Consider the following 17,949-nt stretch of genomic DNA (forward strand, 5'->3'; position numbering starts at 1 on the left):
AAGCCAGTTTAAATGCGCTGCGTGTGGTTATGAGGCGAACGCCGATGTGAACGGCGCTCGCAATATTTTAGCGGCGGGACACGCCGTTTTAGCCTGTGGAGGCGTGGTGCAATCAGGCCGCCCGATGAAGCAGGAACCCGGTACTGTGCGAGCAGCTATCACCCAGTAATGGGAATCCCCCTCCTGTGACGCGAAGCGCTAAGGTGGGGGAGGATGTCAAGACCCACAAGATCATTCTGGATACCGATCCCGGCATCGACGATGCCATGGCCATTCTGTTTGCCGAGGCGCACCCTGCCATCGAATTGCTCGCCATCACCACGGTGTTTGGCAATGCCACCATCGAAAATGGCACCCGCAACGCCCTCTGGCTCAAGCAAAAATATGGCATGAAGGCGGACGTGGCCCGGGGCGCCGCCGCGCCGCTGCTGCGCGAGCCCGTGGGGCCGACGACGGTGGTGCACGGCCCGAGCGGCTTTGGCGACGTCCAGGCGGGGGAGGTGACCCTCATCCCGGATCCCCGCCCGGCCTGGCAATACATCGTCGAGACGGTGAAGGCCCATCCCGGCGAGATCACCCTGGTGACCATCGGTCCCCTCACCAACCTGGCGCTGGCGCTCGAGGCGGCCCCCGAAGTAGCCGCCCTGGTGAAAGAAGTGGTCGTGATGGGCGGCGCCTTTGGCGTCAACGGCCATCGCGGCAACGTGACCCCCTATGCCGAGGCCAATATCCACGACGATCCCGATGCGGCGGACCGGGTCTTCACCGCCCCCTGGCCCCTGGTGATCATCGGGCTCGACGTCACCCAGCAGAGCATCTTCACCGCCGACTATCTGGATGCCCTGCGGGATGATGCGGGGGAGCCGGGCCGCTTCCTGTGGGATGTCAGCCGCTTCTACCTGCGCTTCTATTCCGAGCGCATTGGCATGGCGGGGTGCCATGTGCACGATCCCTCCGCCATCGCCTATGTGATCGATCCTGCGCTGTTCACCCTGCGCAAGGGGCCGGTGCGGGTCATCACCGAGGGGCCCGCCATCGGCCATACCCTGCAAAAATTTGACGACACCCGCCATCCCCATGACGAGTGGGCCGACTGCCCGGCCCAGCAGGTCGGGATCGCGGTGCGGGATCAGGCCCTGCTCGCCCTCTATCGGGATACCCTGGTGGCCTGGGGCAAGGGGCGCCGATAAGGCCCGGCAGTGAGTGAAAGCGTGATGGCGGCCGGGTCATGGTGAGGCGCCCCCGGTTATACTGGCGAACATCGGGTTGACGGGAGGAAGACGCAATGGCCTGGTTGTCTCTGTTGGTGGCGATAGCCCTGATCGGGTGGTTGATGACGCTGGGGCGCGGCGCCCTGTTCGAGGTCCGGCTCGCGCCGGGCAAGGTGGTGGTGAAGCGGGGCTCGGTGCCGCCGCGCTTTGTGACCCAGGCGACCCAGATCCTGCACCATGAGCCGGTGCGCGGGCGCATCCTGGGCCTGCGGGACGGCAACGGGGTGAGGCTGGTCTTCTCCCGCTCCATCCCCGAGCCCGTGGCCCAGCGCCTGCGCAACATCTTCCCCTACGGGGATTACCGGGGGCTCTCCCCGAGCCCTGACGGGCGAAAATCACGCTGAGCGGTCGCCGTGGCGACCCTCATTTCCAGACGCCGGGCCCTGAGCCCGGCGTCTGCGTTTTCAGGGTTTCGCCATGAGGCTCTGTTGCGGTCAGCGCGGCCCTTGCAGGGGCCTGATCGCCTCGACCAGAAAGTCGATGAAGGCGCGGGTCTGGGGTTTGAGGAAGCGGCCGCCACGAAACACCGCGTGGATCTCGTCCTGGCGATCCTCGTAGGGGGAGGCGAGCCACTCTGGCAGCAGCGGCAGCAGGGTGCCCTCGTCGATGCCTTGCTGCACCATCCAACTCGACAGCAGCAGCACGCCGCACCCCGCGAGGGCGGCGCAGAGCAGGGGCGTGCCCCCGACCGAGGCGAGGTTGCCCTGCACCGCCACCTTCTCGCGCTCCGTGCCCTGCTGGAAGTACCAGTGCTGGCGTTGGCGCCCATGCCCGCGAATGAGGCAGTTGTGGTGGGCCAGCTCGGCGGGATGGGCGGGTTCGCCATGGCGGGCCAGATAGGCGGGGGAGGCGACCAGCAGCGAGCGGTTGGTGAGCAGATGGCGAGTGTGCAGGCTGCTGTCGGCGGGCTTGCCGATGCGCACCGCCACGTCCACGTTCTCGGCATCGAGATCCACCATGCGGTTGTCCAGCGCAACCTCCAGGCGCACCCCGGGGTAGCGGGCGAGGAAGTCGGGCAGGCGGGGAGAGAGCCAGGACGCGCCGAAGCTCTCGAACACCGAGACCCGCAGCGGCCCCTCTGGCGCCACCGAGAGGGGTTGCAGGGATTGCACCAGCTGATCCGCCTCCTCCAGCAGGGACAGGGAGCGGGCGAGAAAATAGGCGCCCTGCTCGGTCAGCACCAGTTGGCGGGTGCTGCGCTTGAAGAGCGGGATCCCGAGCTGCTGCTCCAGGGCGTCGATGGCACGGGTCACGGAGGAGGGGGCCTGGTTGAGGGCGCGGGCGGCACGGGAGAAACTGCCCGATTCCACCACCTGGGCCAGGATGCGGATGCGATCCAGCATGGATTCACCTTTGCGATAAACGCAAAACTGTTGCAGGTTATGACGATATTCTAATCAACAATGAAAAAGTGAACAATCAGCTCACCGCCCCATCCGGGGTCCATCACAGGAGTCTTGCCATGTCACACCGTATCCAGCTCGCCAACCAGGTGCCCGCCGCCGTCTCGGCCATGATGGGCCTCGAGTCCTACCTCGGGGGCACCGACATTCCCCTGTCGCTCAAGGAACTCATCAAGCTCCGCGCCTCCATGATCAACGGCTGCGCCTACTGCATCGAGATGCACGCCGACGTGGCGATGAAGCACGGAGAGAGTGCCCAGCGTCTGCTGGCGCTGGCCGCCTGGCAGGAGTCGCCGCTGTTCGACGCCCGGGAGCGGGCGGTGCTGGCCCTGACCGACGAGGTGACCCTGATCGCCGACAAGGGGCTCACGACGCAGACCTATGAGGCGGCGCTGGCCCAACTGGGAGAAACCCTGCTGGCCCAGTGTCTGGTGCAGGTGGTCACCATCAACGCCTGGAACCGGATCGCCGTGGCGACCCGGATGGAACACGATCACTCCTGACTCCGACTCCGAGGGAGGGAGAGAAAACGATTGTCAACGGGCCCGCACAAGGGCCCGTTTTGTTACGAAGTGTGCCTTCTGGCGCCAGGGGTTGCGACCGTTGTCGGGGGGCGGGAAGTTAATCATACATTCGTTTGATTAATTATTTTTTTAATCTTCCCCGAAAAACACCCATCCAGATCAAGGTGTGGAAAAATGACCTGTGAGTCGAAAAGGGGCTGTATGGCTCTTTTTTGATCGCAATGGCGGGTTAAAAACAGACCAGATGGATCTTTTTGGTTAATTGGTGGTCACTTTTGGTGGCGCGAGAGATTAACGGAAGATGAATTGCCGCGGTGTAACTTGAATAAATTGGTCATTGTCAAGGGATTAACATCTGATACCGCTTTCCATCACCTTTTGAACATTTTGGGGATTAATTTTTCATGTTGTTCACATGCCGGTCTGATGCAATAAAATGCTGCATTTTTTTATACCAATAAGCCTTCAAAAGATGAGGACATTGCATGAGACTCTTTGATGTGAAGAGGGGCTTGGGCGCTTTGCTGCTGCTCGCGACCGCCAGCTTGCTGAGTGGCTGCGACATGGCACTGATGAGCCCCAAGGGGCAGGTCGGTATGGAGCAGAAGTCACTGATACTCACCGCACTCGGCTTGATGCTGATCGTGGTGGTGCCCGTGATTGTCATGGCGGTGGCGTTCGCCTACAAATACCGGGCGTCCAACACCAGTGCCACCTATGCGCCGGACTGGGCCCACTCCAACAAGATTGAGGCAGTCGTCTGGACTGTACCCGTCATCATCATCGTCATCCTGGCGGTGATCACCTGGAAAACTTCCCACTCCCTCGACCCCTACAAGCCGCTGGAATCGGACGTCAAACCGGTTCAGGTGGATGTCATTTCCCTGGACTGGAAGTGGTTGTTCGTCTATCCGGAGCTGGGCATTGCATCGGTCAACGAACTGGCCTTCCCGGTCAACACCCCGGTCAACTTCCGGGTGACCTCCGACACCGTGATGAACTCCTTCTTCATCCCGCAACTGGGCGGCCAGATCTACGCCATGGCCGGCATGCAGACCAAGCTGCACCTGATTGCCAACGAGGCGGGCGAGTACAAGGGCATCTCCGGCGGTTACAGCGGTGCCGGTTTCTCCGGCATGAAGTTCAAGGCCATCGCGACCCAGGACCAAGCCGGTTTCGACGCCTGGGTAGCCAAGGTGAAGGCCTCTTCCAAGGCCCTGAGCACCATGGATGAGTTCAATGCCCTGGCCAAGAAGAGCGAAAACCACCCGGTGGAGTACTTCGCCAGCGCCGATCCCAAGCTGTTCGTCAACATCATCAACAAGTTCATGGGCGGCATGTCCCATGGTGGTCACGCCACCCCGGCTGCGGGCTCCGCGGATCACGAGGGCATGAACCACGAGGCCATGAACCATGACGCCGCCCCGAAAGCGGGTGCCATGGACCACGAAGGGATGAACCATGAGGCCTCGCAAGAGGACGCCATGGAGAACCAGGCCATGAACCATGACGCCCATGCCGGACACATGGCCATGTCGGCCGACAAGAGTGTGAAAGCAGGATCCGAGGAATAATCGATGTTTGGAAAATTGACACTCGAGGCTATTCCGTACCATGAACCCATCATCATGGTCACGATAGCCGGTATCATTCTGGGGGGCCTGGCCATCGCCGGTCTCATCACTTACTACGGCAAGTGGCAATATCTGTGGAAAGAGTGGCTGACCTCGGTCGACCACAAACGCCTCGGTATCATGTATCTCATTCTGGGCATGGTCATGCTGCTGCGTGGCTTTGCCGACGCCGTGCTGATGCGTGGCCAGCAGGTCATCGCCTCCGGCGGTGGCGAAGGCTACCTGAATGCCCACCACTACGACCAGATTTTCACCGCCCACGGCGTCATCATGATCTTCTTCGTGGCCATGCCGCTGGTGATCGGTCTGATGAACATCGTGGTGCCGCTGCAAATCGGTGCCCGTGACGTGGCCTTCCCCTTCCTGAACAACCTGAGCTTCTGGTTCACCGCCGCGGCCGTGGTGCTGATCAACGTCTCCCTCGGGGTCGGTGAATTTGCCCAGACCGGCTGGCTGGCCTATCCGCCCTTGTCGGGGCTGGAGTTCAGTCCCGGGGTCGGGGTCGATTACTGGATATGGAGTCTGCAGATTTCGGGTCTGGGGACCCTGCTGACCGGCGTGAACTTCTTCGCCACCATCATCCGCATGCGTGCCCCTGGCATGACCATGATGCGCCTGCCGGTCTTCACCTGGACCGCCCTGTGTGCCAACATCCTGATCATCGCCTCCTTCCCGATCCTGACCGTCACCATCGCCCTGCTCACCGCAGACCGCTACCTGGGTACCCATTTCTTTACCAATGACATGGGTGGCAACATGATGATGTACATCAACCTGATCTGGGCCTGGGGTCACCCCGAGGTGTACATCCTGGTGCTGCCGGTGTTCGGGATCTTCTCCGAAGTGGTGGCGACCTTCTGCAAGAAGAAGCTGTTCGGTTACACCTCCCTGGTGTGGGCAACCGTGGCGATCACCGTGCTGTCGTTCATCGTCTGGCTGCACCACTTCTTCACCATGGGGTCCGGCGCCAACGTGAATGCCTTCTTCGGCATCACCACCATGATCATCTCCATCCCGACCGGGGTGAAGATCTTCAACTGGCTGTTCACCATGTACCGCGGTCGCATCGAGTTCACCTCCCCCATGCTGTGGACCGTCGGCTTCATCATCACCTTCACCGTGGGTGGCATGACCGGGGTACTGCTCTCCGTGCCGGCCGCCAACTTCGTGCTGCACAACAGCCTGTTCCTCATCGCCCACTTCCACAACGTCATCATCGGCGGCGTGGTGTTCGGCTGCTTCGCCGGTATCACCTACTGGTTCCCGAAAGCGTTCGGCTTCAAGCTGGATGACGTCTGGGGCAAGCGTGCCTTCTGGTGCTGGATCACCGGCTTCTTCGTGGCCTTCATGCCGCTCTACGTGCTGGGCTTCATGGGCATGACCCGTCGTGTCAGCCAGAACATCGATCCCGAGTTCCACGGCTGGCTGGTGGTCGCCGCCTGCGGCGCCGGTCTGATTGCCCTGGGCGTGCTGTGCCAGGTCATCCAGATCGTGGTCAGCATCCGCGACCGCGAGAAGAACCGCGACCTGACCGGCGATCCCTGGGGTGGCCGTACCCTGGAGTGGGCGACGTCCTCTCCGCCGCCGTTCTACAACTTCGCCATCGAGCCGAAGGTCACCGGTCTGGACGCCTTCTGGGAAGCCAAGGCTGACGGCAGCGCTTACAAGAAGCCTGCCCAGTATGCCCCCATCCACATGCCTAAGAACTCCGGTGCCGGTGTCATCATCGCCGCCTTCAGCGTGGTGTTCGGCTTTGCCATGATCTGGCACATCTGGTGGATGGCCATCGCCGGCTTCATCGGCATGATCGCCACCTGGATCATCCACAGCTTCAACGACGATGTGGACTACTACGTACAGGTTGACGAGATCGAGCGCATCGAAGGTCAGCATTTCGACAACATCAACAAGGTGGCTTAATTCCATGGCGACTGACGTACTACATCACTCTCACGGTGCCCATGAGGATGGGCACCACGATGCCGGTGCCACCAAGGTATTCGGTTTCTGGATCTACCTGATGAGTGACTGCATCCTGTTCGCGACCCTGTTCGCGACCTATGCGGTCCTGGTCAACGGCACTGCCGGCGGCCCCACCGGCAAGGACATCTTCGAACTGCCGTTCGTGTTCGCCGAAACCATGCTGCTGCTGCTGAGCTCCATCACCTTCGGGTTCGGCATGCTGGCCATGAACAAGAACAAGGTCGCGGCGGTCAACACCTGGCTGTTCGTCACCTTCCTGCTGGGTGCCGGCTTCATCGCGATGGAAATCTACGAGTTCCATCACCTGATCGTGCACGAGGCGGGCCCGGATCGCAGCGGCTTCCTCTCTGCCTTCTTCACCCTGGTGGGGACCCACGGTATCCACGTGACCAGCGGCCTGGTCTGGATCATCGTGATGATGGTGTCGATCACCAAGAAGGGGCTGACCGAGCGCAACCGCACTCGCCTGATGTGCCTGAGCCTGTTCTGGCACTTCCTCGACGTGGTATGGATCTGCGTCTTCACCGTGGTCTATCTGATGGGGGTCATGTAAATGAGTCATTCCGTTGACAATCACGGCGCCAGCCACGGCAGCGTCAAGTCCTACATGATCGGTTTTGTGCTGTCACTCATCCTGACCGCCGTGCCGTTCTGGATGGTGATGGACGGCTCCGCCTCCCACGCCGTGGTGCTCGGCACCGTGGTGGCCATGGCGGTGGTGCAGATCTTCGTACACCTGGTCTACTTCCTGCACATGAACACCTCCTCCGAGGAGCGCTGGAACCTGGTGGCACTGGTCTTTACCGTGCTCATCATCGCCATCGTGGTCGTGGGTTCCCTGTGGATCATGTACAACCTCAACATCAACATGATGGTTCACTGAGCGGGTTGATGATGATGAAGCAATACCTGCAAGTGACCAAGCCGGGCATCATCTTCGGCAACCTCATCTCGGTTATCGGGGGATTCCTGCTGGCCTCGAAGGGGAGCCTGGATGTGCCCCTGTTCATCCTGACCATGGTGGGGGTGTCACTGGTGGTGGCCTCCGGTTGCGTGTTCAACAACTACATCGACCGGGACATCGACTGCATCATGGAGCGCACCAAGAACCGCGCCCTGGTGCGGGGGCTCATCGCCCCCGGTGTCTCCCTCTGGTATGCGACGGCGCTGGGCGTTGCGGGCATTGCACTGCTCTACTTTGCGGCCAATCCGTTGGCCGCCTTGCTGGCGGTGCTGGGCTTCCTGGTTTATGTGGGGGTCTACAGCCTCTACATGAAGCGCCACTCGGTCTATGGCACCCTGGTCGGCAGCCTCTCCGGCGCCGCGCCGCCGGTCATCGGCTACTGCGCGGTGAGCGGGCAGTTCGACTCGGGGGCCCTGATCCTGCTGGCGATCTTCAGCCTGTGGCAGATGCCGCACTCCTATGCGATCGCCATCTTCCGCTTCAAGGACTACCAGGCCGCCAACATCCCGGTGCTGCCGGTGGTGAAGGGGATCCCGGTGGCCAAGCTCCACATCACCCTCTACATCCTGGCGTTCATGGTGCCGACCCTGATGCTGTTCCTCGGCGGCTACGCCGGTTACAAGTATCTGGTGGTGGCCACCGCGGTGAGCGTCTGGTGGCTGGGGATGGCGCTGTCGGGCTACAAGGCGGCGGTGGACGACTCCCTCTGGGCGCGCAAGCTGTTCATGTTCTCCATCGTCACCATTACTTGCCTGAGCGTAATGATGTCGGTGGACTTCCAGCCGGACGCAGCGCCGGTATTGGTGAGCATGCTGCCCTGATAGTGTGAACTGCCCCCCTGAAATGCATGAAATCCAGAGCCGGGAATCTTCCCGGCTCTGCTATTATGGGCGCCGCCCTGCGAGGGGCATCGCCGATTTTTCGGGGCGGCCGGGCGCCTGTCACCCCTTTCTTTCTCTCTTCTTTTTGACTCATCGAGGCCCTCATGAATGATTTCACCATGACGAGGGGCGAGCGACGCGCGACCTGGGCGCTCGGCTCCGTCTTCTCGCTGCGCATGCTCGGCATGTTTATGGTGCTGCCGGTGCTGACCACCTACGGCATGTCCCTGGCGGGCGCCTCCGAGGCGCTCATCGGGCTTGCCATCGGCATCTACGGCATGACCCAGGCCCTGTTCCAGATCCCCTTCGGCCTGCTCTCCGACAAGGTGGGACGCAAGCCCCTCATCGTTGGCGGCCTGCTGATGTTTGCCCTTGGCAGCGTCATCGCCGCCCTGAGCGACGCCATCTGGGGGGTCATCGTCGGGCGCGCCCTGCAAGGGAGCGGCGCCATCTCCGCCGCCGTCATGGCGCTCCTGTCGGATCTCACCCGGGAGCAGAATCGCACCAAGGCGATGGCCTTCATCGGGGTGAGCTTTGGCATCACCTTCGCCATCGCCATGGTGACCGGCCCCCTCATCACCCATGCCCTGGGCTTGTCCGGCCTCTTCTGGCTCATCGCCCTGCTGGCCCTGGCCGCCATCGCCATGGTGCTCTGGGTGGTGCCGACCCCGGCGGCCCACCTGCAAAATCGCGAGTCCGCCATGGTGCGAGGCAGCTTTCGTACCGTGCTCACCAACCCTCGCCTGCTCAAACTCAACCTCGGCATCCTCTGCGTCCACACCCTGCTGATGTCGAGCTTCGTGGCCCTGCCGCCCCTGCTGGAACGTGCAGGCCTGCCCCGTGACAGCCAGTGGCAGGCCTATCTGGTCACCATGCTGATCGCCTTCGTGAGCGTGGTGCCCTTCATCATCTATGCCGAGAAGCACCGCCAGATGAAGCGGGTCTTCATCGGGTGCGTGGTGGTGATGCTGGCCGCCGAGCTGGTGTTCTGGCAGAGCGGCCAGCAGCTGTGGGGTCTGCTCGCCGGGTTGCAGCTCTTCTTCATCGGCTTCAACGTGATGGAGGCGCTGCTGCCGTCTCTTATCAGCAAGGAGTCTCCGCCGGGCTACAAGGGCACCGCCATGGGGGTCTACTCCACCAGTCAGTTCCTCGGGGTCGCCATCGGCGGCAGTCTCGGCGGCCTGCTCTACAGCCTGGGGGGCGGCCCCCTGGTGTTTGGCGGTTGCGCCGCCCTGGCCCTCGCCTGGCTCGGGGTGAGCCTCACCATGGCCGAGCCCCCCTATGTGAGCAGCCTGCGCATCGTGCTGCCGGAAGGGGTCGAGGCCACCCCGGCCCTGGAGCAGCGGATCCGCGCCTGCGAGGGGGTAAGCGACGTGCTGCTGGTGCGCGAGGAACACTCCCTCTACGTGAAGGTGGACAGCAAGCGCCTGACCCGCAGCGATCTGGAGCGGCTGGTCTCGTTGTGATGGCTGGCTGCGCGGGGCGGCGCAGAGCGCGGGCTGATGGGCGGCTGCTATGCTGAGATCCTCACTCACTGGAGGAACCTCTGATGTCATACGTGGACGGATTCGTGCTCGCCGTGCCGACGGCCAACAAGCAGGCCCTGATCGATCATGCGGGGCAGTTTGACCCCATCTTCCTCGAATACGGCGCCACCCGGATGCTGGAGTGCTGGGGGGACGACGTGCCCCACGGCAAGCAGACCGACTTTTATCGGGCGGTGGCGGCCAGGGAGGATGAAACCGTGGTCTTCTCCTGGGTGGAGTGGCCGAGCAAGGCGGTGCGGGACGACGCCATGGGCAAGATGATGCAGGACCCCAGGATGGACCCCGCCAATCCCCTGCACCAGACCATGCCGTTTGACGGCGCCCGCATGATCTTCGGAGGCTTCACCACCGTGCTGGAGCTCAAGGGCTGAGACCGGCCATCGGGGCTTCACCCTGGTGGCCGGAGCGCAAGGGCCGATAGCAACACCCAGGCCCGTCAGATGATGAAAAAGCCCGCCAGCCGGCGGGCTTTTTGCTGGGCGTTATCTCATGGTCGCTCTCCATGGGGGACGTTCAGCCCGGGCGCCAGAAGGGCTTGTCCCCGAGAATGGTGGCCCTGTGCATCACCCGGCGGGCTGGCAGGTAGTCGGCATTGGCATAGTGCTGGGTCACCCTGTTGTCCCAGATGGCGATGTCGTTCTCCTGCCAGCGCCAGCGCACCTGAAACTCGGGGCGGGTGATGTGCTCGAACAGAAAGCCGAGCAGGGCCTCGCTCTCTTTGGGGGGCAGCCCGGGCAGCCGGGTGGTGAACCCCTCGTTGACGAACAGGGCCTGACGGCCGCTCACCGGGTGGGTGCGGATCACCGGGTGGCGCAGGGGCGGGTGACGGGCCACGGCCGCCTGCCAGCGCTGGCGCTCCTCCTCGCTGTCATCATGGCGATGGGCCGGGAAGGACTTGGTGAAGTCGTGCTCGGCTTCCAGCCCTGCCAGCAGGGTTTGCAGGGGCGGGGAGAGGGCCGCCAGCGCCGCGATGCCGCTGGCCCAGAGGGTGTCCCCCCCGGTGGGGGGCAGCTGCTTGGCGGCCAGAATGGCCAGTGCCGGGGGCGTCTCGATAAAGGTCACGTCGGTGTGCCAGTTGTCGTTGTCCGGCGGATTGTCATCGTGGGTATCGAGCACGATGATCTCCTCGGCCTCCTCCGTGTGGGGGTAGACGGGGTGGATGTGCAGATCCCCGAAGCGGTTCGCCAGCGCCCGCTGGGCTCGCGGGGTGATGGGCTGGTTGCGAAAGAACAGCACCTGGTATTTGAGCAGGGCGCGATGGAGCTGCTCGAACTGCTCCTGGCTCAGGGGCTCGGCCAGATTGACGCCGGCGATGACGGCGCCGATGTGGGGGCCGAGGGGGGTAATGGTCAACTTGTCGGTCATGGTCTTGCTCCATGTCTGGGGGCGTGAAGGCCCGATACCAATAGGAAAGGGGGGCGAAGGAAAGAGGTCAGCCTGTGGCTCATTGTCCTTCTCCATGCCAGGGGGTGAGCCTGCGCTGCAGGGCGCGCAGTCCCAGTTCCAGTACGAAGGCGATCAGGGCGATCACCAGGATGCCCGCCAGCACCACGTCGGTGGCGAGAAACTCGCCGGCGGATTGCACCATGAAGCCCACCCCCCGGGTGGCGGCGATAAGCTCGGCCGCCACCAGGGTGGACCAGCCCACCCCGAGCCCGATGCGCAGCCCGGTCAGGATGTCCGGCAGGGCGCCGGGCAGGATCACGTGCCAGAGCACCTGGGACCGGGATGCGCCCAGCGCCTGCGCAGCCCGCACTCGCATCGCGTTGGCGCTCTGCACCCCCACCAGGGTCGCCAGGGCCACGGGCGCGAAGATGGCCAGATAGATGAGCAGCACCTTGGAGGTCTCGCCGATGCCAAACCAGATCACCATGAGTGGCAGGTAGGCGAGCGGCGGCACCGGGCGGTAGAGCTCAATGAGGGGATCCAGCACGCCGCGCACCGTGGGGGAGAGCCCCATGGCGATGCCCACCGTGATGCCAAAGAACGCCGCGGCAGCGAGCGCCACCAGGATGCGCCCCAGGCTGGCCCCCAGGTGTTGCCACAGGGTGGCATCCATAAAGCCCGTTGGGCCTGCGATGGTGATGAGCTGTGCCAGCACCCGCTGTGGGGGTGGCAGGAACAGGGGATCGACCCAGCCGAAGTGGGCCACCAGCCACCACAGGGCCAGCAGCACGATCAGGGTGGCGAGGCTCAGGGTCAGACGGCGGGGCAGGGGCCAGCCCGCTGCCCGTGTGTGGGTGACATCCCGTTGCCGGGCGAGGGCGAGGGTCATGCGAAGGCCTCCCGCTCTGCGAACACCCGTTCCAGCACGTATTCACGGCGCTCGATGAAGGCCGGATCGGACTTGATGCTGCGGCAGGGCTCCCCGGCGGCGAAGCGGCGACCGAAATCCAGGGTCAGCCGCTCCGTCACCCGCCCGGGGGAGGGGGAGAGCAGCACCAGATCGGTGGCCATGAAGATGGCCTCCTCGATGTCGTGGGTGATGAGCAGCACCTGACGCCGGTGCTCGTGCCACAGGCGCAGCAGCAGAGTCTGCATCTGCTCCCGGGTGAAGGCGTCCAGGGCGCCGAAGGGCTCGTCCAGCAGGAGCAGGCGGGGCTGGGTGGCGAGGGCCCGGGCGATGCCGACCCGCTGGCGTTGGCCGCCGGAGAGCTGCCAGATGGCGCGATCGCCGGCCCCCTCCAGCCCCACCTGACGCAGCAGTGCCTGGGCCTGTTCGGTGCGCTCGGCACTGGGTACGCCCGCCAGCTGCAGGCCGAGGGCCACGTTGTCTCGCACGTTTCGCCAGGGCAGCAGCCCCTCGCTCTGGAACACCACGCCGCGCTCGGCGCCGGGGCCGGTGACCGGCTTGCCCTCAAGGCTTATCTGGCCGTGGTGGCAAGGCTCGAAGCCCGCCACCAGGTTGAGGAGGGTCGTCTTGCCCGAGCCCGAGGGCCCCAGCACCACCATCAGCTCCCCCTCGGACAGGGAGAGGTTGATGTTGTCGAGCACCCGCCTGCCGGCGTACTCGGCGCACACATGAGAGAGCTGCAGCATGGTCGTCTCCTTGGATTTACTGGGCCACGGCTTTCACGAAGCGATCGGTCACGAACTGGCGGTAGTCCGAGGCGGCGTTCGCGACCTTGCCCTGGCTCTCGAGGAAGCGGGCGGTGTCGATGATGGTCTGGTTGACGAGGCGCCCGAGCTCGGCACTCTGGGCCTTCGCATCGAGGTAGGTGTTGCCCTTCACCAGCGCGGGAACGTCCGCCTCGGGAACGCCGCTCAGTTTGGCCAGCTTGGCGAGGTTGTCCGGCTTGGTGAGCCAGCCGTCGGGGTTGGCCAGGTAGTCGCGCTGGGCGGCCAGGGTGCTGTTCACGAAGGCCTGCACCACTTCGGGGTGGGCCTTGGCAAAGTCCTTGCGCACCACCCAGACGTCCAGGGTCGGCGCCCCCCAGTCACCCACCTGGGCGGAGTCGGTCAGCACCTTGCCCTCCTTGGTGAGCTGGTTGAGGGCGGGGGCCCAGACATAGGCGCCGTCGATGTCGCCCCGCTGCCAGGCAGCGATGATGGCCGGTGGTTGCAGGTTGACGATCTGCAGCGTCGCGGGGTCGACGTTCCAGTGCTTGAGGGCCGCCAGCAGGCTGTAGTGGGTGGTGGAGGTATAGGGCACGGCGATGCGCTTGCCCGCGAGATCCTCGGGTTTTGCGAGCCCCTGCTTCACCACCAGGGCCTCGGACTCCCCGAGCTTGGAGGCGAGCAGGAACACCTCGATGGGCAGATTCTGGCTCGCCGCCACCGCCAGGGGGCTGGAGCCGATGTTGCCTATCTGCACGTCGCCAGAGGCGAGCGCCCGTACCACGCTGGCGCCGCTGTCAAACTTGCGCCAATCCACGGTGGCGCCGCTCTCCCTGGCGAAGCTGTTGTCGGCTTGGGCTACCTTGGCGGGTTCGGCGGAGGTCTGGTAGGCCACGGTGACGTCGAGGGCCTGGGCGGACTGGCCGAGCAGCATGGAGGCCGCGAGCCACAGAGAGATGCCTTTTGCTGTCATGATGCACTTCCTTGTTGGGGGTGTTGGAAGCCACATCTTTATCTGAACATCCCCGAGGGCGAAGGAACGAGAAGGGTGTTCTCATGCCGTTTGGTTCTTAGAAAAAGAACGGTAAATCAATGATCTGATTGAGATATGCCAGAAAGTGGATAGCTTGCTCACCCGCCGTCTATCGGGTGGCTGGCGCAAGGGGCCAGTAGGTGCGTGCAGGGGCCAGCCACCAGGGGGCGCAGTGACTGGTAGGGGGAAGAGAGGAAAAGGCCCCGCCAGGGTGGCGGGGCCGGGGGATCAGCGCTCCACCAGCGGGGCCGAGCGGTAGCTCCACAGGCCATAGGTGCGCAGGGCGTCCCGGTAGATGCCAAGCAGCTCCTCCGGGCTTGCCTTGGCCAGGGCCGAGAGGGGCTTGTCCGGGTAGGCGACGCTGTCGATGCGGATGTTCGCCGGGCCGCTCTGCCAGCAAGCGATTTCCAGCAGGGTCTGGCCCCGGCGCACATGGCTCGCCGAGCTCACCAGGGTGGCGTACTCAATCTCGTGGCGGGCGAGGACATAGCCGCTGTAGAGGGCGTTCTCCACCGTGCTGGTGGCGTAGTTTTCCTCGATGATGCGGGAGCGGTCGATGCCCTTTTTCGCCAGCCAGTCCGCCATCTGCTTGCCCTCGGTCTGGCGGTTCTGGGGCACACCGCCGGTGAGGATGACGAGGGCCGCCGGATCGGCCTGGGCCAGGGCGCGGGTGGTCTCGAGGCGCCCCAGCAGGATCTCGTTCATGGAGCCATCGGGATTGAGGGCATAGCCCAGGGTGACGATGGCGCGGCGCCCCTTCTTCTCGCCCCGTCCCTGACGCTCCTTGAGGGGGGTGGCGACCACCCTGTCCACGGTGGCGAACAGCCGCTGCAAGTCGGCGGCGCGACCGGCATTGAGCTCGCCGACCCGCTTGAGGTAGCCATCGGCCTTGGCCTGGTTGCCCTTGAAGCGCTGCCAGGTGGCCAGATAGGTGTTGATGTCCAGATCGTCCGGCGCGGCGCTCTGGGCCTGCTCGAACAGGGCGATGGCCCTCTCCACGTTGCCGTTGTAGATCTGGGCGTTGGCCGCCGAGACGAGCAGATCGGTGCGATAGGGCTCGAGCTGGTGGGCCTCCAGCAGCAGGGTGGTCACCTGCTCCATGTTGCTCGGCATCTTGGCGGTGAAGCCCGCATCGGAGACCCGGGCGGGGGAGTGGAAGATGCGGGCAGCGTCTGCCAGCAGCTGATCCACCACCTGGCGCTTGCTGATGAACTGCTCGTAATTCTGCTCCTTTTGCAGGGAGCGCACCGGGGCGGCCCAGGCATTGGGTAAGACAACGAGCGGCAGCGCCAGCAGGCTGGCCAGGGTCAGGGCAATCGCGGTTTTCTTCATCGTGGTACTCCACCTGGGGGGCCATGCCGTGGCATGACCCCGGAGTGCTTCTCCAATCAAAACAGATGCTTGGTTTGCTGCCTACTCTACTCCCTTCCCGATGAAAAAAACGTGAACCGTTCCGGTTATCGGGCCCTCAGCGCAGCCCCAGGCGCTCCTGCAGGAAGGCGAGCCAGGCCTCCACCTTGGCGGGCAGGTGGCGGCGCTTGGGATAGAGGCACCAGATGCCGTGCTCGGGCAGGGCATGGTCTGGCAGCAGGGGCACCAGCCGACCGGCGGCGAGATCCCGCGCCACGATGAAGTCCGGCATGTTGCCGATGCCGAGCCCCGCCAGCAGCGCGGTGTGGATGGCGTCGCTGTTGTTGACCTCGAAATTGCCCTTGGGGGTGATGGCCACCTCTCCCTCGGGCCCGTGCAGTCGCCACTGGGTGCCGCCGCGAAACAGGGAGTAGAAGAGGCAGTTGTGGCGCTCGAGATCGGCCGGGGTGCGGGGCGTACCGGCCTTCGCCAGGTAGGCGGGGGAGGCGCACAGGGTGCTGAGACAGGGGGCGAGGCGGCGGGCGACCAGGCTCGAATCCTCCAGCGCGCCGATGCGCACCGCCACGTCGAACCCCTCGGCCACCAGATCCTGCTGGTCGTCGCTCATCTCGAGCTGCAACTGCACCTCGGGGTGGAGGGCGAGAAACTCCGGGACAAGGGGGGCGATGTGGCGGCGGCCATAGACCATGGGCACCGTCACCCGCAGCAGGCCGCGGGGGGCCGATTGCAGGGCGCCGATGGCATCTTCCCCGTCGCAGGCCAGGCGCACCGCATGGCGCACCGTCTCGAAGTAGCGCTCCCCCGCCTCGGTGAGGGTGAGGGAGCGGGTGGTGCGATAGAGGAGCTGGCAGCCGAGGGCCTGCTCGAGCTGGCTCACCTTCTTGCTCAGCACCGACTTGCTGAGACCGAGCTGACGGGCGGCGCCGGAGAAGGTGCCCGACTCCACCACGGCGACGAAGGCCGGGAGCAGGGCGAAGGCTTCCTGGTTCATGTTGTTCTCAATATGGAAACAAAGTTATTCCAGGAGGGTAGATCCCCAAATTAAAAACAATTTACCCTGCTCGTCAGTTCAACCAAGGAGTGACCCCATGATCCCCCCGCTTGTTGACCGCGGCTCCGGCCGCCCCGCCCTCGGCCAGACACTTGGCCAGACCCTGGGCGCCCTGGCCGCCTTCGCTGCCGGCCTGCTGCTGGCGCTGATGATCGCCCAGAACGGGGCCCTGGCCCGCGCCACCGACCCCTGGCTCGCGAGCTGGCTGGCCCACGGGGTCGGCACCCTGGTGGCCGCGCTCCTGTGGTGGCTCTCCCCAAGGCCCCCGACGCCGGAGGCGGCCCCGCTCTGGGCCTGGCTCGGCGGTCTGCCGGGGGCGCTCACCGTGGTACTGGCGGCCCTGTGCCTCAACTCGCCCCTCGGCATGGCGGGCACCCTGGCCCTGCTGCTGCTCGGCCAGCTGCTGTTTGGTGCCCTGTGCGATGGCCTCGGCTGGCTCGGACTGGCTCGCCGCCGCCCCTCGGGAAAAGACGCGCTCGCCGCCCTGCTGGTGATGGCCGGCGCACTGCTTATCGTGCTGCGTTAGGAGAGACACCATGACCCTATTGATCCTGCTGGGACTGCTGAACGGCGTGGCGGTGAGCCTGTCGCGCACCCTCAATGGCCGCCTCGCCAGCGCCCGGGGCGCCATGACGGCCTCCCTTGCCAACCACCTGCTCGGCTTCGGGCTGCTCGGCGTCCTGCTCATCCTCAAAGGGGCACCCTGGGAGCGGCTCGCCGGGCTCGATCCCTGGCTGCTGCTCGGCGGCGTGCTGGGGGCGCTGTTCGTCGCCATCAGCAGTTGGGCCATCGGCCGGATCGGCGCCCTGGCCTGCGCCCTGCTCATCGTCACGGGCCAACTGGCGGGGGGCGCCCTGCTCGATGCCCTGGCCGGACGGCTGGCCGCGAGCGATCTGCTCGGCATCCTGCTGGTGCTGGCGGGGGCTGCGCTGCAACGCTGGCAGGGCGGCAAGTCGCGCTCCCGAGGGTGAGTGATGCTGTGATGGCCTGGGTAAACCGGCAGGGATGACAGGAGCGCCGCCCTGCCTGGATGCAAAAGGCGGCTCGCCAGCCGGATCAGGGCCCAGATGAAAAGGAAAAGGCGAAAAAAAGGTTCATCGCGGCTTTCCGGGGAAGGCCGCCTTGATTTTCAGAAAAAAGTATTCTGAGTCCCTAAATCCATATGCCATACGCTTTATCACTTTGATCTTGTTGTTCACCCCTTCCAGCACACTCGTGTGCATCGGGTAG

General features: G+C 64.4%; 20 protein-coding genes. 12 read left to right on the forward strand and 8 right to left on the reverse strand.

Annotated features, from left to right (window positions below; all coding sequences use genetic code 11):
* Positions 1-203 precede the first annotated feature (203 nt).
* Entirely contained in the window at positions 204-1,190 is a 987-nt protein-coding gene (locus J9892_RS17900; protein WP_210538653.1) for a nucleoside hydrolase, read from the forward strand.
* Positions 1,191-1,285: 95 nt separating this feature from the next.
* Positions 1,286-1,615: a DUF3634 family protein gene (locus J9892_RS17905; protein ID WP_039039207.1), complete on the forward strand. Its 330-nt coding sequence runs from the start codon at positions 1,286-1,288 to the stop codon at positions 1,613-1,615.
* A gap of 90 nt (positions 1,616-1,705) precedes the next feature.
* Here J9892_RS17905 and J9892_RS17910 read toward each other — a convergent pair whose 3' ends face one another.
* Positions 1,706-2,614 carry a LysR family transcriptional regulator gene (locus J9892_RS17910; RefSeq protein ID WP_210538649.1) on the reverse strand — a complete coding sequence of 303 codons (909 nt, stop codon included), beginning with the start codon at positions 2,612-2,614 and terminating at the stop codon, positions 1,706-1,708.
* 119 nt (positions 2,615-2,733) lie between these two features.
* Here J9892_RS17910 and J9892_RS17915 point away from each other — a divergent pair, with 119 nt between their 5' ends.
* The 8 genes from J9892_RS17915 to J9892_RS17950 all read left to right on the forward strand — a co-directional run bounded on the left by J9892_RS17915 (position 2,734) and on the right by J9892_RS17950 (position 10,578).
* On the forward strand, positions 2,734-3,177 hold the full coding sequence (locus tag J9892_RS17915; protein WP_010673680.1) for a carboxymuconolactone decarboxylase family protein: 444 nt from the start codon (positions 2,734-2,736) through the stop codon (positions 3,175-3,177).
* Positions 3,178-3,683: 506 nt separating this feature from the next.
* Positions 3,684-4,772, forward strand: a complete 1,089-nt coding sequence (cyoA, locus tag J9892_RS17920; RefSeq protein WP_080767819.1) for a cytochrome o ubiquinol oxidase subunit II — start codon at positions 3,684-3,686, stop codon at positions 4,770-4,772.
* Between the two features lie 3 nt (positions 4,773-4,775).
* Positions 4,776-6,752, forward strand: coding sequence for a cytochrome o ubiquinol oxidase subunit I (gene cyoB / locus J9892_RS17925; RefSeq protein WP_041211612.1), 1,977 nt, complete (start codon positions 4,776-4,778; stop codon positions 6,750-6,752).
* Positions 6,673-7,368, forward strand: a complete 696-nt coding sequence (locus tag J9892_RS17930) for a cytochrome o ubiquinol oxidase subunit III (RefSeq protein WP_080560441.1) — start codon at positions 6,673-6,675, stop codon at positions 7,366-7,368. The genes cyoB and J9892_RS17930 overlap by 80 nt, the downstream gene beginning before the upstream one ends.
* Positions 7,369-7,698 (forward strand): cytochrome o ubiquinol oxidase subunit IV, encoded by a 330-nt coding sequence (locus J9892_RS17935; protein ID WP_010673684.1) that lies wholly within the window; start codon positions 7,369-7,371, stop codon positions 7,696-7,698.
* Positions 7,699-7,706: 8 nt separating this feature from the next.
* The gene (gene cyoE, locus J9892_RS17940) at positions 7,707-8,600 is read left to right on the forward strand and encodes a heme o synthase (protein WP_010673685.1); all 894 of its coding nucleotides are present in this window, start codon (positions 7,707-7,709) and stop codon (positions 8,598-8,600) included.
* Positions 8,601-8,764: 164 nt separating this feature from the next.
* On the forward strand, positions 8,765-10,126 hold the full coding sequence (locus J9892_RS17945) for an MFS transporter (protein ID WP_052815585.1): 1,362 nt from the start codon (positions 8,765-8,767) through the stop codon (positions 10,124-10,126).
* Positions 10,127-10,209: 83 nt separating this feature from the next.
* On the forward strand, positions 10,210-10,578 hold the full coding sequence (locus J9892_RS17950; RefSeq protein WP_201957287.1) for a DUF1428 domain-containing protein: 369 nt from the start codon (positions 10,210-10,212) through the stop codon (positions 10,576-10,578).
* A gap of 142 nt (positions 10,579-10,720) precedes the next feature.
* Here the strand turns inward: J9892_RS17950 and tauD are convergent, their stop codons facing one another.
* The 6 genes from tauD to J9892_RS17980 all read right to left on the reverse strand — a co-directional run bounded on the left by tauD (position 10,721) and on the right by J9892_RS17980 (position 16,659).
* The gene (gene tauD, locus J9892_RS17955) at positions 10,721-11,572 is read right to left on the reverse strand and encodes a taurine dioxygenase (RefSeq protein WP_210538650.1); all 852 of its coding nucleotides are present in this window, start codon (positions 11,570-11,572) and stop codon (positions 10,721-10,723) included.
* Positions 11,573-11,651: 79 nt separating this feature from the next.
* A complete protein-coding gene (tauC, locus tag J9892_RS17960) occupies positions 11,652-12,482 on the reverse strand; it encodes a taurine ABC transporter permease TauC (protein ID WP_200163684.1) in 831 nt (276 codons plus the stop codon).
* Positions 12,479-13,246, reverse strand: a complete 768-nt coding sequence (gene tauB / locus J9892_RS17965) for a taurine ABC transporter ATP-binding subunit (RefSeq protein WP_113978026.1) — start codon at positions 13,244-13,246, stop codon at positions 12,479-12,481. Before tauB ends, tauC begins: the two co-directional genes overlap by 4 nt.
* Positions 13,247-13,262: 16 nt before the next feature.
* On the reverse strand, positions 13,263-14,237 hold the full coding sequence (gene tauA / locus J9892_RS17970) for a taurine ABC transporter substrate-binding protein (RefSeq protein ID WP_042014206.1): 975 nt from the start codon (positions 14,235-14,237) through the stop codon (positions 13,263-13,265).
* Between the two features lie 288 nt (positions 14,238-14,525).
* On the reverse strand, positions 14,526-15,629 hold the full coding sequence (locus tag J9892_RS17975) for a YdcF family protein (protein ID WP_210538651.1): 1,104 nt from the start codon (positions 15,627-15,629) through the stop codon (positions 14,526-14,528).
* Between the two features lie 136 nt (positions 15,630-15,765).
* Positions 15,766-16,659, reverse strand: a complete 894-nt coding sequence (locus J9892_RS17980) for a LysR family transcriptional regulator (RefSeq protein WP_200163686.1) — start codon at positions 16,657-16,659, stop codon at positions 15,766-15,768.
* Positions 16,660-16,756: 97 nt separating this feature from the next.
* On the opposite strand from J9892_RS17980, the gene J9892_RS17985 reads away from it, so the two are divergent.
* Entirely contained in the window at positions 16,757-17,245 is a 489-nt protein-coding gene (locus J9892_RS17985; protein ID WP_200163687.1) for a DMT family transporter, read from the forward strand.
* A gap of 10 nt (positions 17,246-17,255) precedes the next feature.
* On the forward strand, positions 17,256-17,690 hold the full coding sequence (locus tag J9892_RS17990; protein ID WP_113736103.1) for a DMT family transporter: 435 nt from the start codon (positions 17,256-17,258) through the stop codon (positions 17,688-17,690).
* A gap of 123 nt (positions 17,691-17,813) precedes the next feature.
* Here the strand turns inward: J9892_RS17990 and J9892_RS17995 are convergent.
* The coding region (locus tag J9892_RS17995) for a transposase (RefSeq protein WP_210538105.1) at positions 17,814-17,949 on the reverse strand (136 nt) is incomplete at its 5' end.

Origin of the sequence: Aeromonas sp. Prich7-2, assembly GCF_017939255.1 — a bacterium.
Classification (GTDB): Bacteria; Pseudomonadota; Gammaproteobacteria; order Enterobacterales; family Aeromonadaceae; genus Aeromonas; species Aeromonas caviae.